This window comes from Microthrixaceae bacterium, assembly GCA_023957975.1.
GTDB lineage: Bacteria > Actinomycetota > Acidimicrobiia > Acidimicrobiales > Microtrichaceae > JAMLGM01.
The window spans coordinates 26,398-42,140 of record JAMLGM010000004.1 but is presented as its reverse complement, the minus strand read 5'-3'; the positions used below and the strand labels follow the sequence as shown (position 1 = coordinate 42,140).

Annotated in this window: 14 protein-coding genes and 1 pseudogene; 4 read left to right on the top strand and 11 right to left on the bottom strand. The window is 67.6% G+C overall.

What is annotated here, in order from left to right:
• Positions 1–89: 89 nt before the first annotated feature.
• The gene (gene infB, locus M9952_07115; protein MCO5312691.1) at positions 90–1,919 is read right to left on the bottom strand and encodes a translation initiation factor IF-2; all 1,830 of its coding nucleotides are present in this window, start codon (positions 1,917–1,919) and stop codon (positions 90–92) included.
• Positions 1,920–2,691: 772 nt separating this feature from the next.
• Between infB and M9952_07110 the strand changes: the two genes are divergently transcribed.
• Positions 2,692–2,949 (top strand): hypothetical protein, encoded by a 258-nt coding sequence (locus M9952_07110; protein MCO5312690.1) that lies wholly within the window; start codon positions 2,692–2,694, stop codon positions 2,947–2,949.
• Positions 2,950–3,041: 92 nt separating this feature from the next.
• Here M9952_07110 and M9952_07105 read toward each other — a convergent pair.
• The 5 genes and pseudogenes from M9952_07105 to M9952_07085 form a co-directional block, all read right to left on the bottom strand.
• Positions 3,042–3,080 (bottom strand): annotated as a pseudogene (locus M9952_07105) (hypothetical protein).
• 412 nt (positions 3,081–3,492) lie between these two features.
• Positions 3,493–4,800 (bottom strand): transcription termination factor NusA, encoded by a 1,308-nt coding sequence (gene nusA / locus M9952_07100; protein MCO5312689.1) that lies wholly within the window; start codon positions 4,798–4,800, stop codon positions 3,493–3,495.
• Positions 4,797–5,411 carry a ribosome maturation factor RimP gene (locus M9952_07095; protein ID MCO5312688.1) on the bottom strand — a complete coding sequence of 205 codons (615 nt, stop codon included), beginning with the start codon at positions 5,409–5,411 and terminating at the stop codon, positions 4,797–4,799. The genes nusA and M9952_07095 overlap by 4 nt, the downstream gene beginning before the upstream one ends.
• 340 nt (positions 5,412–5,751) lie before the next feature.
• Positions 5,752–7,251, bottom strand: a complete 1,500-nt coding sequence (locus M9952_07090; GenBank protein ID MCO5312687.1) for a DUF222 domain-containing protein — start codon at positions 7,249–7,251, stop codon at positions 5,752–5,754.
• Positions 7,252–7,519: 268 nt separating this feature from the next.
• A complete protein-coding gene (locus M9952_07085) occupies positions 7,520–8,143 on the bottom strand; it encodes a hypothetical protein (protein ID MCO5312686.1) in 624 nt (207 codons plus the stop codon).
• 171 nt (positions 8,144–8,314) lie between these two features.
• Between M9952_07085 and ispH the strand changes: the two genes are divergently transcribed.
• From ispH to M9952_07070, 3 genes are read left to right on the top strand one after another with little or no spacing between them, the layout of a single operon-like run.
• The gene (gene ispH, locus M9952_07080) at positions 8,315–9,346 is read left to right on the top strand and encodes a 4-hydroxy-3-methylbut-2-enyl diphosphate reductase (protein ID MCO5312685.1); all 1,032 of its coding nucleotides are present in this window, start codon (positions 8,315–8,317) and stop codon (positions 9,344–9,346) included.
• A gap of 25 nt (positions 9,347–9,371) precedes the next feature.
• On the top strand, positions 9,372–9,740 hold the full coding sequence (locus tag M9952_07075) for a hypothetical protein (protein MCO5312684.1): 369 nt from the start codon (positions 9,372–9,374) through the stop codon (positions 9,738–9,740).
• A gap of 23 nt (positions 9,741–9,763) precedes the next feature.
• Complete coding sequence (locus M9952_07070) at positions 9,764–11,332, top strand: carotenoid oxygenase family protein (GenBank protein ID MCO5312683.1); 1,569 nt, start codon at positions 9,764–9,766, stop codon at positions 11,330–11,332.
• Positions 11,333–11,377: 45 nt separating this feature from the next.
• On the opposite strand, the gene M9952_07065 is transcribed toward M9952_07070, so the two are convergent.
• The 5 genes from M9952_07065 to aroH all read right to left on the bottom strand — a co-directional run bounded on the left by M9952_07065 (position 11,378) and on the right by aroH (position 15,665).
• Entirely contained in the window at positions 11,378–12,004 is a 627-nt protein-coding gene (locus M9952_07065; protein ID MCO5312682.1) for a 1-acyl-sn-glycerol-3-phosphate acyltransferase, read from the bottom strand.
• 86 nt (positions 12,005–12,090) lie between these two features.
• On the bottom strand, positions 12,091–12,798 hold the full coding sequence (gene cmk, locus M9952_07060) for a (d)CMP kinase (protein MCO5312681.1): 708 nt from the start codon (positions 12,796–12,798) through the stop codon (positions 12,091–12,093).
• The gene (aroA, locus tag M9952_07055) at positions 12,795–14,186 is read right to left on the bottom strand and encodes a 3-phosphoshikimate 1-carboxyvinyltransferase (GenBank protein MCO5312680.1); all 1,392 of its coding nucleotides are present in this window, start codon (positions 14,184–14,186) and stop codon (positions 12,795–12,797) included. Before aroA ends, cmk begins: the two co-directional genes overlap by 4 nt.
• The gene (locus M9952_07050) at positions 14,183–15,286 is read right to left on the bottom strand and encodes a prephenate dehydrogenase (GenBank protein MCO5312679.1); all 1,104 of its coding nucleotides are present in this window, start codon (positions 15,284–15,286) and stop codon (positions 14,183–14,185) included. Before M9952_07050 ends, aroA begins: the two co-directional genes overlap by 4 nt.
• A gap of 10 nt (positions 15,287–15,296) precedes the next feature.
• Positions 15,297–15,665: a chorismate mutase gene (aroH, locus tag M9952_07045; GenBank protein MCO5312678.1), complete on the bottom strand. Its 369-nt coding sequence runs from the start codon at positions 15,663–15,665 to the stop codon at positions 15,297–15,299.
• Between the last annotated feature and the right edge of the window lie 78 nt (positions 15,666–15,743).

Here is a 15,743-nt window from a genome sequence, read left to right as displayed (position 1 = left end):
TCTCGTCGCTTCCTTCTCGCGGACGCGACCGTACCGGCGCGCAGGTGTCGTGGTCAGGGCAGGGCCCCGACCACGACACGCTCGACGCATCAGGTCCGCGGGATTTCGACGAGGTCGTAGGTCTCGATGATGTCGCCGGGACGCAGGTCCTGGTAGTCCGACAGCCCGATACCGCACTCGTAGCCGGCGGCCACTTCGCGTGCGTCCTCCTTGAAGCGCCGCAGCGATTGCACGGAGCCCTTCCAGATGACGGTGCCCTCGCGGATGAAACGCACCCGCGAGTTGCGGGTGATCTTGCCGTTGAGGACATAACAACCGGCGATGAAGCCGATCTTGGGGACCTTGAAGATCTCGCGAACCTCGGCGTCGCCGGTGACGACCTCCTCGAATTCGGGCTCCAACATGCCCACCATCGCCGCCTCGACGTCCTCGAGCAGCTTGTAGATGACGTCGTAGGTTCGGATCTCGACACCCTCGGCCTCGGCGAACTCGCGCACCCGGCGATCGGGACGCACGTTGAAGCCGACGACGGTGGCATCGGAGGTTTCGGCAAGCTGGATGTCGGACTCGGTGATGCCACCCACGCCGCGCAACACGAAGCCAATCTTGACCTCGGGCCGTTCCAGCTTGCGCAGGGACTCGATGAGCGCCTCAAGCGAACCGGAGGTATCGGCCTTGACGATCATGTTGAGCGTCGCCGACTCGCCACGCTGGATCTGATCGAAGATGTCCTCGAGCCTCGCGCCACCGGACATGACCGAGGAATCCCGGCCGCGACGGGCGTCGCGCTGCCAGTGTTCGCGGGTCTGGGCCACCGACTTCGCCTTGCGCTCGTCGGGGGCGACCACGAAGTCGTCACCGGAATCGGCGACGTCGCTCAGACCGAGCACACGCACCGGGGTCGACGGGCCGGCCTCTTTGACCTGCTCGCCGTGGTCGTTGATGAGGGCACGGACGCGTCCCCATGCCGGACCGGCGACGAGTGGGTCACCCACCCGCAGCGTGCCCCGCTGCACGAGCACCGTGGCCACCGGACCGCGTCCGACGTCGAGGTGCGACTCGAGCACCACGCCGGTGGCGCGGCCTTCGGGGTCGGCCCGGAGGTCTTCGACCTCGGCCACCAGCAGCAGGTTGTCGAGCAGGTCGTCGATACCGATTTCCTGCAGCGCCGAGATCTCACAGAACACCGTGTCGCCGCCCCAGGCCTCGGGAACGAGACCATGCTCGGCGACCTGGCTCATGACCTTTTGCGGGTCGGCCCCTTCGCGGTCGATCTTGTTGACCGCCACGACGATCGGCACTTCGGCCGCCTTGGCATGCTGGATCGCCTCGATCGTCTGGGGCATGACGCCGTCGTCGGCGGCGACCACCAAGATGACGATGTCGGTCGCCTCGGCGCCGCGTACACGCATAGCGGTGAACGCCTCGTGGCCCGGGGTGTCGAGGAAGGTGATCGGCTTGCCGTTCTTGATGACCTGATAGGCGCCGATGTGCTGGGTGATGCCGCCGGCCTCGCCCGCCTGCACATTGGCGTTGCGGATCCGGTCGAGCAGCTTCGTCTTGCCGTGATCGACGTGACCCATGACGGTGATCACCGGCGCACGGTGCGGCGCGTCGGAGTCGTCGTAGTCGTCGTCTTCAGGGATGTCGAGCACCTTGCGAAGCTCGACCTCTTGTTCCTGGCCCGGATCGACGAGTTCGATCTCCGCCCCGATCTCGGTGGCGAAGAGTTCGATCATCTCGTCCGACAACGACTGAGTTGCGGTCACCATCTCACCGTTGGTGAGCAGGAAACGCACGACGTCGGCCGCGGTGCGGTTCAGTTTGGGGCCGAGCACCTGCGGGGTCGAGTTGCGCTCGATGACCGTGACGCCCTCGGGAACCGCCGCATCCTGCGGGGTGTAGGACGGCATGCCCATCGGCTGCAGCTCTTCGCGGTTGCGACGCCGACGTCCCTTGCGCCGCGGTGGGCGCTGCTGTGGGCCACCGGGACGGCCGCCGCCAGGGCGCCCTCCACCGGGGCCGCCGGGGCCGCCGGGTCCACCGGGACCGCCTGGGCCGCCGCCGAAGGGACGACCGCCGCCGGGGCCACCTGGGCCACCGCCTGGGCGCGGACCGCGGTAGTTACCTCCGGGTCCGCTGCCGGGCGCACCCGGGCGCGGACCACGGCCCTGAGTCGGAGCGGGGCCACGACCGCCGGCACCGGGAGGCGGCGGGATCGGCTTGCCCGTGCGCGACAGCGGCGGGCCGGGGGGCGGCGGGATCGGCTTGCCCGTGCGCGACACGGGACCAGGAGCGGCGGAGCCGGCGGCAGCGGTTCCGGCATTTGCAGGGGCGCCGGGGCTTCCGGGGGGAAGGGGGCGGCCCACCGGCCGCTGGGCCGGGGCACTACCGGGGGCCGGAGCACCACCGGAACTCGGAGCACCACCGGAAGCCGGAGCACCACCGGAAGCCGGAGCACTACCGGCAGGACGAACGCCTGCCGGGCGCGCACCAGGCGGAAGCGGTGCGCCCGGACGTGGGGGCTTGCTCGAGATCACCCGTCCACCCATCGGCGGGCGCTGAGCTTCTGGCGTTGGCGTGTCCGGAGCCGCCGCTGGCGTGCTCGGAGCCGTTGCCTGCTCGGCGTCGACCTTCTGAGCCGGCGCGGCCGGGGCCGCGGTCTCGGGGGTTTCGACAGTGTTTCCTGCAGTGGTTCCTGCAGTCGTTCCTGCGGTGGGCGCCTCGCTCGGCGCCGTTGGATCAGGTGCGCTGGGCGCGGCCGACTCACCGGAGCTTGTCTCACCGGCGCCTGGCGTGTCGGCGCTTGCCGCGTCGACCTTTGCCGTCGCCGGTTCAGCGGAGTCCGCAGGCGCATCCGCCGCAGCGGGTGCCGCGTCGGTCGCCGCAGCCGCGGCCTTCTTCGCCGGCGCCTTCTTTGCGGCCTTTGCCGGTTCCTCGGGCTGCTGATCGCGGATCAGGCCCTCTCGTTCGGCCTTGCGCCGAACGCGGTCTGCCTGTGCCTCGATGATGCTCGACGAATGGCTTTTGACGCCGATCCCGAGCGACTCACACAGGTCGAGCGTCTCCTTGTTGGTCATACCGAGCTCTCGCGCGAGCTCGTATACACGGAGTTTTGCTGCCAAGTTCTGGTCTCTGTTCTGTTCGCACGGACCTGCTGGGTGACAGGGCCGGTTTCTTCCCGTTCGACGTCACCGCCTGCGGGGAGTTCTTCTCATCTTTTCACGAACGGGGGGTGGGACGAAAACGCGGGTTCGTCGTCTACCGCCCGTCGAAGCGTTTCGTACGCCTCAGGAGGGACTTGTGTCCTGAGCGCCCGGGTGAGCGCTCGCCGCTTTGCGGCGGAGTCGATGCACTGCGGATTCGGGCACAACCAAGCGCCCCGGCCACCGGCCGTTCGGCCGATCAGGATGCGTCCGTCCACGATCGCCACCCGCACAAGTTCGTCGGGGTGACGTCGAGTCCTGCATCCCACGCAGGTTCGTACCGGGGTTATGCGGCTCCTCCTTCATCCGAATCCTGGGCCTCAGCTGGCGAGGCGGTTTCAGCGTCGTCGCCGTCAGCGTCGTCTGCTGAATCCTCGGGTGCCACGGCCTCGGACGGTTCCACTGAGTCCTCGGACTCCACTGAATCCTCGGACTCCACAGAATCCTCGGACTCCACAGAATCCTCGGACTCCACAGAATCCTCTGCAATGGGCTCGAGTCCCTCGCCGCTCTCCCACTGTTCAGCGGTGATCGCCTCGCCGCCGTCGGCCGGCTGCCAGACCTGCTCGCCCGCCTCGTTGGTGATCCATTCACCTTCGGCCCAGGTTTCCTCGGCCGCTTCGTTCGCGAGCTGAGATTCGCTCTTGATGTCGACGCGAAGGCCGACCAGGCGGTGTGCCAGGCGGGCGTTCTGTCCCTCTTTGCCGATCGAGAGCGACAGCTGGTAGTCGGGCACGATCACCTCGGCCGTACCGGTCGATTCGTCGATGCGAACCTCGGTCACCTTGGCCGGCGCGAGCGCCTTCATGACGAACTCGTTGAGGTCCTCGGTGAAGGGAACGATGTCGATCTTCTCGCCGTTCAACTCGTTGACGACCATGCGCACACGCCCGCCGCGGGCGCCCACACAGGCGCCGACCGGGTCGACGTTGGGGTCGTTGGAGGCGACCGCGATCTTGGTGCGTTGCCCTGGTTCACGGGCACAGGCCTTGATCTCGACGATGCCGTCCGCGATCTCGGGGACCTCGAGTTCGAAGAGGCGCTTGATGAGGCCGGGGTGGGTACGAGACACCACGATCTGGGGGCCCTTCGGGCTGCGACGCACCTCGATGATGTACGCCTTCACCCGCTGGCCGGGCTGCGGACGGTCGAAGGCGATCTGTTCGGATTGCGGCATGAGGGCCTCGGCCTTGCCCAGGTCGAGCAGCGCATAGCGGGCATCGCTTTGTTGGACGATGCCGGTGACGATGTCGCCCTCGCGGCCGGAGTACTCCTCGTATTTGAGCTCGCGCTCGGCTTCGCGGATTCGCTGGCCCATCACCTGCTTGGCGGCCTGAGCCGCGATGCGACCGAAGTTGTCCGGGGTGACGTCGAACTCCTCGCCCTCGGGTTCGCCGTCCTCGTCGAGCTCCTGGCTCATCACCCGAAATTCGCCGGTGTCGGGGTTGATGACGACCCAGGCGTATTCACGAGCGCCCGGCATCTTCTTGTACGCCGACTCCATCGCATCGGCGAGCACCGAGAACAGCGTGTCGACCGAGATGCCTCGCTCGCTCGCCAGGGCGTACAGCGCCTCCATCATCTCTGCGTTCATGCGTTCTCGCTCTCCTGGTCGTGGTCGGGCTCGCCCGACGCGGTCTGGTGATGTTTCTTGGCCTCAGCTCCAGCGCCTGCCGAGGAGCCGGGCTTACCCGACTTGGCCGCCGGTTTGGCCGTCGGTTTGGCCGTCGGTTTGGAGCCGGACTGGCCCGGCTTGGGCGTGGCCTTCCACTCAAAGACGGTCCGTGCCCGATCGATCAAGTCGAACTCGACGTCGACCTGGCCGCTGGCGGTCTCGAGCGTCGCCCGTTCGTCGTTCGAACGAAGCAGCGTCCCTTCGACCCGCCGGTCCCCCTCGACAAACGACTTGAGCTTCACCCGGACTTGCTCTCCGACCGCCGAGCTCCAGTGAGCCGGAGTGCGCAACGTCCGCTCAAGCCCCGGACTCGACACCTCAAGGGTGTACCGCGAGGAAATCGGGTCGTCGAGATCGAGTTGGCGGGACACCTGCGCGGTGATCTCGCCGATCGTGTCCAGGTCGATGCCGCCGGAAGCGGAGACCGTGATCTTGAGGACTCCGCCGTTGAACTCGAGGTCGTAGATCTCGGCGTCGAGGCTTGCGACGATGGGCGCCACGAGGTCACGTAGGGCATCAAGATTTGCCATGTCCTCACCACCTTTCGTCGAAAACCGGGGAACGATTGCAGACAAAAGGCGTGGGCAGCGCCCACGCCTTCGGAGGTACCTCGGTCAGGTACACGAATCGCTGGCAGCGAGTATAGGCGACCGGCCCCGCCCGTGGGGGATCGCGTCTCGCCCCCAGAGCCTCGAACCGGCGTGACGACGACCGGGCACGCGCCGACGACCACGCCTGAGCGTGGTGGTCGGCCGAGGATCGCGCTGCACTCGTCGCTGCCAGGGGCTCGTCTACCTGCCGACCTACCTGCCGACCTACCCGCTGGTCGGCCCCGGCGGCCAGGGTCGGGCGTCGCCCATGGCCGTCGGTTCATTGGCGTATCGGTGGTTGGGGTGGTTTGGTCGGGGTGAGTGAGAGTTGCCCGACTGTGGGGCGCCCGGCCCTCGTCGCTCCACCGGTTCGGCTGCTCCGGCCCGAGTTTCGGCCTGTGCTTGACCGGCGGGCGTCGTGGGGTCGGTACATGCGGGTGTTGGGGGTGGCGGCCATTCGGTCGTAACGGCGCCGGATGGTGGCGATCGCTTCGGCCAAATCGACGGTTCCGCCGCGGACTTTCACTTTGGGTCGGGCCGGTGGTTCGGGTTGGGTGTTCAACTCTTCGGGGATGGGGCCTTGGCGTTGTACGCCGTGTTGTTGTCCCCAGATCGTGATGCCGCAGGGGTGGGTGTAGAGGGTCCATCCGTCGGTGGTGATGTGCATGGCCCATCCGACGCGGTGTACGAGTCCGTGGTGGTGTCGGCACAGACACGCCAGGTTGTTCACCGCGGTGGCACCGCCGTTGCGGTGATGGCGAACATGGTGGGCTTCGGTGTGGTGTGCGGGAGCTTCACAGCCGGGGAAACAACACCCCCCGTCCCGGGCGGCGAGTGCGGCGCGTTGAGCATCGGTCGCCAACCGGACGCTATGGCCGACATCGAGCGGTTGGCCCAACGAGTCCAACAGGACAGCGCGTAGTTCTGGGTCACACATCATCCGTTCGATCACATCGGCGGTGAGTGGATCACCCGTAGGCGAATACGCGCGTGGTTCGCCGTGTTCGTCGGCCTGCAGAATCACTGACACTTCGGCGGTTCCTGGCCGGTAGTTACCCGACAGGGTGAACTGGGTGCCGAACCGGCACAGGTCCATCAACGCTTTCGCCCGCAACTGCGATTCTGATGTCGACGGCGACCCGCCGAACTGTTCGGCGTCGTTGCGGACTTGTTTGCGGTGACGGTTGGTGGCGTCGGTGATGGCTTGACGTACGACCTCGGCGTAGTCGCCGAAGAACTCTCCGACGATTTCCACACCGATGACGCCGTCGGGGCCGTGGATGTCGCGTAGATCGAGCCAGGACTCTTCTGCGGGTGGGGCGGGTTCGGTGCCGTCGGTGTCGACGAGTCGTGCCAACGCGGCGATGACTTTTTCCCATTTCGCGAACGTCAAATGCTCCGCGAGGTCCAGCATTGGTCCGGCGTTGTCGGACCAGGTGGGTTCGATCCGCGGGTTCGACCACCGTCCGATCACGACCAGATGATCAAACCCCGCAACACCGGAGCGGAGCCGGTCCAACACCTCGGGCCGATACCTCCGCCGAACCGCCCGAGCGACCGACACCCGACGCGCCGCGGTCACCCCCGAACAACGAGCCGTCTTCGACACCCACGCTTTGGTGGACAGACCCTCGACGACGTCGGTCATCCCAACAGCATCCAACTCCCCGAGCGCGTCGATCATGTGCAGATCCAAACGGCGTTGCAGCTCGAACAGGACCGCAACATCGTCGATCCCGGAACCCAGGCTATTCAGTTCGGTGTCGAAGCCCTCGAACATGCGTTTGATACTAAACGCGACCACCGACAGCCAAGCCCGAGACGCCGCGAAAGCCCGTGACCTCGCATCAAAAGCAAGCTGGATGCGGCACGATCGTCGACGGCGAGGGGTCGACGTCGAGAACCACGCCAACGAGTGCGTTGAAAACGGGAGAACCCGCTGTCGAAGGCTCCCGAAGGCACCCATCGACAGCGGGTTCGTGCGGATGTACGCGACGACGGCCCAACCAGGCCGCGGCGCAGACCCCTACAGACCCCTACTGGCCCCCCTACTCGGCGGGTTCGGGAGCGGGTTCGGGGGCGGGCGACGGCGTTTCGCCGGGTTCGGTGGTCGGCGTCGGTTCGGGCATCACCCCGGTCAGCACGAGCGATGAGAAGGTCAGGTCGACTGCAGTGACCCCACCGTCAGCGCACGCTCCCGCTGTCACCACCGCCGACACCGGGGTCACCGTCGCCCAGGAGGTGAAACGGCCGGTGTTGACGACGACCAACGCGTTGCCCGAGGCCGTACCGGAGGACAACTTGTCGAGGTTCACGACCAGCGAAACCTCCGAGGTCGACTCGTCGGACCACCGCAAGGTCGCCGTGCCGGTGCCAGCCCCCGTCGTGCAGCCCATCTCGGGGAATTCAATCGCCAACCCCTCCATCGAAAGGCTCGTGAGCTCCGACCCGGTCTCATCGTCACAGTCGGTCGACCCCGTCCATTCGGTGGCGGCAGCCTGCACGGCCTGGACCTCCTCGGTGACCGCTGGAGTGAACTCGACTCCGCCGCCGAGCGAACCGCAGCTCACGCGGGTGAAATCGGGTACCGCAATCGGCTCTTGCACACACCCTGAGACCGCTGCGGCGGCGAGGGCGCCTGCACCTATGACGAGCAACTTCTTGGATTTCATGATCCCCCTCTTGGCCCGCCCCCTCGACCGCACGTTCTAACGATCGCCGAACGGCGGCACCGTCCGGATTTGTGACATTAGCGCCAAAACCGACGCCGCAACACAGACCGGCGCCGGAAACATGTCCGCGCTGCAACGGAGAGTTCCGCGCACGCTCCTACACTTGGGGCCATGGCTGTCGATCACGTCCTGCTCGCCGCTCCCCGAGGCTTCTGCGCCGGGGTCGAGATGGCGATCAAAGCGTTGGCGTGGATGGTGCGGGCCTTCGAGCCGCCCGTGTACTGCTACCACGAGATCGTTCACAACCAGCGGGTCGTGAGCCGCTTCACCGACCTCGGCGTCATCTTCGTCGACGACATCTCCGAGGTTCCCGAGGGCTCCCCCATCATGTTGTCGGCCCACGGCTCGGCCCCCGAGGTCGTCGCTCATGCCACCGAGCGGGGCGGCTACGTCGTGGACTCGGTGTGCCCGCTGGTCACGAAGGTTCACCACGAGGTGAAGGTGCGCGCCGGCAAGGGCTATCAGATCGTCTATGTCGGCCACGAGGGCCACGAGGAGGCCGTGGGAACGATGGCGGTCGCCCCGTTGTCGACCCATCGGGTCGAGTCGGTCGACGACGTCGCCGCGCTACCCCAGTTCGAGGAGCCCGTCGCACTGCTCGCCCAGACGACCTTGAGCCACCGCGACTGGAGCGACGTGCTCGACGCCACCAAGGAGCGGTTCCCCGACATGTGGGTGCCGGGCCGCAGCGACCTGTGTTTCGCCACGACGAACCGGCAGACCGCACTCATGACGATCGCGCCTCGTTGCGATGCCATGGTGGTCGTGGGGTCGGCGAACTCGTCCAACACCCTCGCGCTGGAAAAGCTCGCCCGCGAAGCCGGATGCCCACGGGTGTTTCGGGTCAACGGCGCCGACGAGTTGCCCGACGATCTCGCCGGCATCGTCGGGGTCACGGCCGGCGCCTCCGCACCCGACGAACTCGTGGATGCGGTCATTGCAAAGCTCGCCCCGGTCAACGGGGTCGAAGAGGTCCGCACGACCGATGAGGACGAGTATTTCCCGCCGCCGAGGAACCTGCGCGACCTCCTCGTCGCGGTCGACGCGTTCGCCACGTTCGCCGTCGGCGGCAACCCGATCGACCACCGGGTCCTCAACGACCGCAAACTCCGCGCCGGCGACGTGTTGAGTTCGCTCGCGTAGCCGGCCGCCGCTAGAACACCTCGGCATGGAAACGCTTCGTCTCTCGCTTCACATCCTCGGCGCGTGCATCTGGGTCGGCGGCCAGGTCGTGATGGGATCGCTGGTTCCCGTGCTGCGCAAGTACGGTCCCGATGCTCCGAAGGCGGCAGCTCGACAGTTCAACATGGTCGGTTGGGCCGGGTTCGGGCTCGCGTTCGTGACCGGGATGTGGAACATGATGGTCGACGACGAACTCGACCAGATGCTGTTCGGCATCAAGTTCCTCGTCGTGTTGATTTCCGCCGCCGGCGCGCTGATCCACATCGTCGGGACCTCAAAGCCCGCCCTGGCTGCTGGCGGGGCGATCGCGACGGTCGCCGGCATCGCGTCGATCTTCCTCGGCGTCGCGCTGTGACGAACCGGTAACCTCCCGTGGCGATGACGCCACACCCCGGACCACGTCGACCACGTTCCGACCAGCCGCCGACGCGCCGAGACCTGCTGCGCTGGGGCGCGCACGGGCTTGCCGCGGTGCCGTTCGGGGCGCTCATCGGGTGCTCGGGCTCCGATCGGGACTCGGCGAGCAGGGCATCCTCGACGACCTCAGGTGCGTCGGCCTCGACCTCCACGACCGCTGCCCTGCGCACCGACCCTTCAGGTCGCTGGTGGCTCGAGGGCAACTACGCGCCAGTGACCAGGGAGGTCGAGGCGTTCGACCTCAACGTCGTGCAGGGCGCGATCCCGAGCGACCTCAACGGGCTCTACGTCCGCAACGGGTCGAACCCGCAGTCGGGCGAATCGCTCATGTGGTTCTTCGGCGACGGAATGGCCCACGGGGTCAGCCTCGGCGGGGGCTCCGCGGCCTGGTATCGGAACCGCTACGTAAACACCACGCTGTATCAGCAGAATCTCGGGTTCGGAGACTCGGTGCCCGGCGGAGCGGCGAATCAATCGAACGTGTCGTTCTTTCACCACGCCGGACGGCTGCTGTCGAGTGGTGAGGTGGGGGCGCCTTACGAACTCGACCCTGCCGACCTGTCGACCATCGGTGTGCACACCTTCGACTCGGCGTTGACCTCAGCGTTCACGGCGCACCCGAAGATCGACCCCGACACCGGCCATCTGCACAGCTTCGGCTACGGATTCGTTGCGCCGTATCTCACCTATCACGTCACCGATACGACCGGAGCGATGATCCACTCCGAACCGGTCGAGGTTCCGCGCTCGACGATGATGCACGACTTCATGATCACCGATCGCGACGTCATCTTCATGGACCTTCCCGTCGTGTTCGACCTCGATGCGGCATCGCGGTGGATGGCCGACCCCACCGTGGCCGCAACGCCGTTCCAGTGGCAGCCCGAGGTCGGTGCACGGCTCGGAGTGATGCCACTCGGCGGTCCGGCGAGTGCCATCACCTGGTACGACATCGACCCGTGTTACGTGTTCCATTCGGTGAATGCGTATCGCGACGGCGACACGATCGTGATGGACGTCTGTCGCCAGGAGTCGATGTTCGCGGCCGACATGGTGGGGCTCGGCGGCGGGTTGACGCTGCGGCGCTGGACCCTGAACACCGTGACCGGCTCGTTCGACGACACGGTGGTGGAACAGGACAACCCCGGCGAACTGCCGACCCGCGACCCGCGCCGAGTCGGGCGCAGACACCGCTACGGCTACCTCGTGGAGACCCACGAACTCGACGACGGCACCCCGGCGTTCGGCGGGCTGATCAAGCACGACTTCGACCGCGACACCCGCGACGTCTGGACCCCCTCCGATGGCGAACAGGCCTCGGAATGGCTGTTCGTGCCGGGCACCGGCGACACCAGCGACACCGCCGACGATGCCGGCTACGCCATGAGCTACGTCTACAACGCGGCGGGCGACGCCTCGCAACTCGTCATCATCGATGCCACCGATGTCGCCGCCGGCCCGGTCGCCCGCATCGAGTTGCCCCAGCGGGTTCCCTACGGCTTCCACGCCGCCTGGGTGCCCTCGGCCTGAGCGGCCTGCGGTTCGCGCCGCGCGGCCTGCGGTTCGCCGCCGCGCTCAGCCGGCGCGGCTCCGGGCGTCCGCGTAGATCTCGTCGAGACGTTCGCGCAGTTCCTCGGTCAGCTCGCTGATCACCCGACGCGGCACCCGCCCTTCGAGCTCCACGTCGGGGTAGATCGGTTCGCCGATGACGTAGACCACCTTTCGTGGGCGCAGGATCCTCGATCCTTTGGGAAGCACCCGATCGGTGCCGCCGATGCCCACCGGCACGATCGGCACCCGCTGTCGAGCCGCGATGAACGCCGGCCCGTCGCGCAGGTCCTCGAGCGTGTCGCCGCGCTTGCGGGTGCCCTCGGGAAACACCACCACCGGGTGTCCGTCGTGGATGAGCGAGTCGAAGGTGCGGATGGCGGCGAAGTCGGTGCCGTCACGCGAAACGGGAAATGCTCCGAACCACTTGAGGGCCCTCGACGCCCACGGATTCGCGAACGCCGACCCCTTGGCCATGAAGAACACCGGGCGTTCGAAGGCCATGGCCGCAAGCGGCGAGTCGATGGCCGACCGGTGCACCGGCGCGATCACGAAGGCCCCGGTGTCGGGGACCCGTTCGTGACCCACGACTTCGAAGCGGAGGTAGACCTTTGCGATCCCGCGTGCGGTGAGCCACATCGCGCGGCGGGCCACCCGCCCCACTCGACCGTGCGAAACGACCTCGTGCGACGGCATCGCGGCGGACACTGTTCGACGGCCGGAATCGCCGGACGCGGTGTTCACCGCTCCCCTCTCACGAGTCCCCGCTGCGCCGCGTGCTGTTCGATCGCCTCGACCACCTCGTCGATGGTCAGCTCCGAGGTGTCGATCTGCACCGCGTCGTCGGCGGGCCGCAACGGTGAGTGGGCGCGGGTCGAATCGAGCCGGTCGCGTTCGGCGATGTTGCGGGCAGCCGCCTCGACGTCGAAGGCCCCCTCCCCGGCGCGTCGTCGGGCCCGGACCTCCGGCGATGCCGTCAGATAGATCTTCAACGGGGCATCCGGCGCGACCACGGTGCCGATGTCGCGCCCCTCGAGCACTCCACCACCGTTGGCGGCCATCCACCGGCGTTGAATGGCCACGAGCACTCGACGCACCCCTGGATGGGCGGCCACGATGCTGACGCTTTGCGACACCTGCGGTTGCCGGATCTCCTCGGTGACGTCCACCCCGTTGATCCGGACGCGGTCTCCGAATTCGATGTCGGCGGCCTCCGCCGCCGCGGTCGCACCATCGGCATCCGCCGGGTCCCCGCCCGCGTGCAACACCGCGAAGGTCACGGCCCGGTACATCGCCCCCGTGTCGAGGATCGGCAGCCCGACCCGCTGCGCCACCAGGCGCGAGATCGTCGACTTGCCAGACCCTGCCGGCCCGTCGATGGCGATCACATCGCCGATGTCGCCGGACTGGACCGGATCGCCGAGCGACGGGGTGGTGTCGTTGGTCATGAACGCTCCTCGGCGCTCGCCGCGAGCTGTGCGAGCATGCGCCAATAGGTCGGGAAGGTCTTGGCAACGCAGCCGGGATCGGCGATCGAGACGCCGTCGGCGCGCAGGCCCACCAGCGCGAAACTCATCGCCATCCGATGGTCGTCGTAGGTCTGCACGACCGCCGGCTTCAACGGTCCGGGGACGATACGCAGGCCGTCATCCAACTCGTGCGCATCGATGCCGAGTCGCCGCAGTTCGCCGACCATCGCCGCGACGCGGTCGGTCTCCTTGCGACGGATGAACCCGATGCCGAGGATCTCGGTCGGAGCCTCGGCGAACGGAGCGATCGCGGCGAGGGTCTGCGCGGTATCGGAGATGTCGGCGAGGTCGAACGTGCCCCCTCGCAACGCGGCTCCCCGAACGGTGATGCGGTCGGGCTCGATCGTCACTTCCGCTCCGTAGGCCGCCAGCACCTCGGCGAAGCGGACATCGCCTTGCACGCTCGCCGCGCCGAGGCCTTCGACGACCACCGTGCCTCCGCACAGCGCCGCCGCCGCCAGCGGGTACGAAGCCGCCGAGGCGTCGGGTTCGATCGGGTAGTCGCAGGCCGAATATCCGGTGTCGGCGACCTCGAATCGGGCGAAGTTCGCACCCACCTCGACACTGGCCCCGAAGGCCGCCATGACCGCCACCGTCATCGCGACATAGGGCACCGATTGCAGGTGACCGTCCACCTCGACGCTCAGCCCGCCCGGCACGCACGGCGCCGCCAACAGCAGTCCGGTGAGGAACTGACTCGAGACATCGCCGCGGACCCGCACGAGTGACCGCTCGCTCATCGTCGACTCCGAGGAGCCTGAGGAGGCTGAGGCCGCAGCGGCGGAGGGTCCGGGGCCGGGGCCGACCGTCACCGGCAGACAGCCGCCGGAATCGGCAACCGAGCAGCCAAGGGCTCGCACCGCGTCGATTCCGTCGCGCATCGGACGGGCGCGCAACTGGGCGTGGCCGTCGATGGTGATCTCGGCTTCGGCCAGGGCGGCGAGTGCCAACATGAACCGTGCCGTGGTGCCCGACTGCCGGGCATCGAGCGTGGCGGGCGCGTTCGGCACGCGACCTGCCGAGCCGACGACGGTCACGGTGTCGCCGACCGAGGTCAGCGAGATGCCGAGGCCTTCCAGGCATCCGACCATGGCGGTGGTGTCGTCGGAATGGAGCACCCCGCGAAGCGTCGAGGTCCCCCGCGAAAGCGCCGCGCAGATCAAGGCCCGGTTCGTGATCGACTTCGACCCCGGAAGCCGCACGACGGCGTTCAACGGTCCATGTACCGGCTGGATCTCGAGCGGGTCCGACAGCCCGGCGAGCGCCTCGTGGCTCGACGGCCCTCCAGACGACGGCCCCGAGGTCATCCGAGCCTCCGCTGAGCCACCGAGTATCCATCGGCGAGCAACTCATCCACCATCGGCTGGGCCTTCTCGAGGTCAACCAGCATGATGACCAAGCCGCTCGGACGCTCGGCCGAGTGGGCGATCTCGATGTCGTAGATGTTCACCTGCATCTCGGTCGCCATCGCGGTGATGCGCGCCAGTTCGCCGGGGCGGTCCTTGACCGTGACCAGCAACTCGACGAGCTCCGAGGGCGGCCCGGCGGTGGTCGGCAGGTTGATTCGCGCCTCACGGGAACGTTCGAGGCGATCAATCAGCTCGGGGCGGTCGCCGTTGGCCACGATCGTACGCACCTCGCCCAACTCGATCATGAAGGCGTCGAGAATCTCCAGGATGGCGTCGCGGTTCTCGGCACAGATGTCGGGCCAGATGGCGGGGTGGCCGCCGGCGATGCGGGTCATGTCGCGAAAGCCCCCAGCTGCGAGCCGCAGCAACGCCTGGTGATCCTGGGCCTGAGCCCGGCTGCTCGCCAACCCCATGAGCGTGACGGCCGTGAGGTGGGGCACGTGGCTGACGAGCGCGACGATGCGGTCGTGCAGCTCTGGGGCCAAGGTCAGCACCTCGGCTCCGAACCCGGCGACGATCGAGTGCACGAGCACGTGCGCGAGCGGATCGGTCTGTTCCGAAGGAGTCAACACCCAGACCGCACCGTCGAACATGTCCGCTCGCGATCCGGCGACCCCCTCGACCTCGGATCCCGCCATCGGGTGCCCACCGACGAACCTCGGGTGGGCCACCGCCGCTGCGATCGGGGCCTTCACCGACCCCACGTCGGTCACCACCCAGTTCGTTCCCGGCATGTCGAGCAGCCGATTGGCCGCGGCGGCGACCGAACCGACGGGTAGGGCGACGAAGCACACCTCGGCGTTGAGGTCGAGGCCGATCTCGTCGATCGCTCCGAGCTCGATGGCCAGGGACGCTGCGGATTCGTCGGCGTCGAAACCGGTGACGTGCCACCCCTGCGCTTTCAACACGAGACCGACCGAACCGCCGATCAGCCCGGTGCCGATCAGCTGGGCACGGCGCGCCGAGCGGGTTACCTGCGGTGCTTCTGGTTCAGCCACGGCGCCGCATCTATTCGGGAAGGTCGTCGCGCAGCGCCCGTGCGTCGTGGAGGTACACATGGCGCAGCTCGGACCGGGACCTGTCGGTTTCGAGGTGCATGAGCACCCGCACACAACGCGGCATCGCGCCAGCGATCGACAGTTCCCTTGCACAGATCAGCGGCACGTCGCCGAGGCCGAGTTGGCGTGCTGCGGTCGCCGGGAACGTGCTGGTGAGATCGTCGGTCGCGGTGAAGATGATCGACACGAGATCGTCGTGGTGAACGCCGTTTCGCTCCAGCATGGACGACACGAGTTCGACCACTCGGTGTGACACGTGGTCGGCCTCATCGACCTCAAAGGTGGTGGCGCCTCGGAGGGCACGGACGCTGATCGACATGGCCAGCGATTGTAGTTGGCCGCGCAGCGTCACCCTCCCGCTGGCGCGACCTTCCGGTGCGACCGTCCGGAGCGGCCC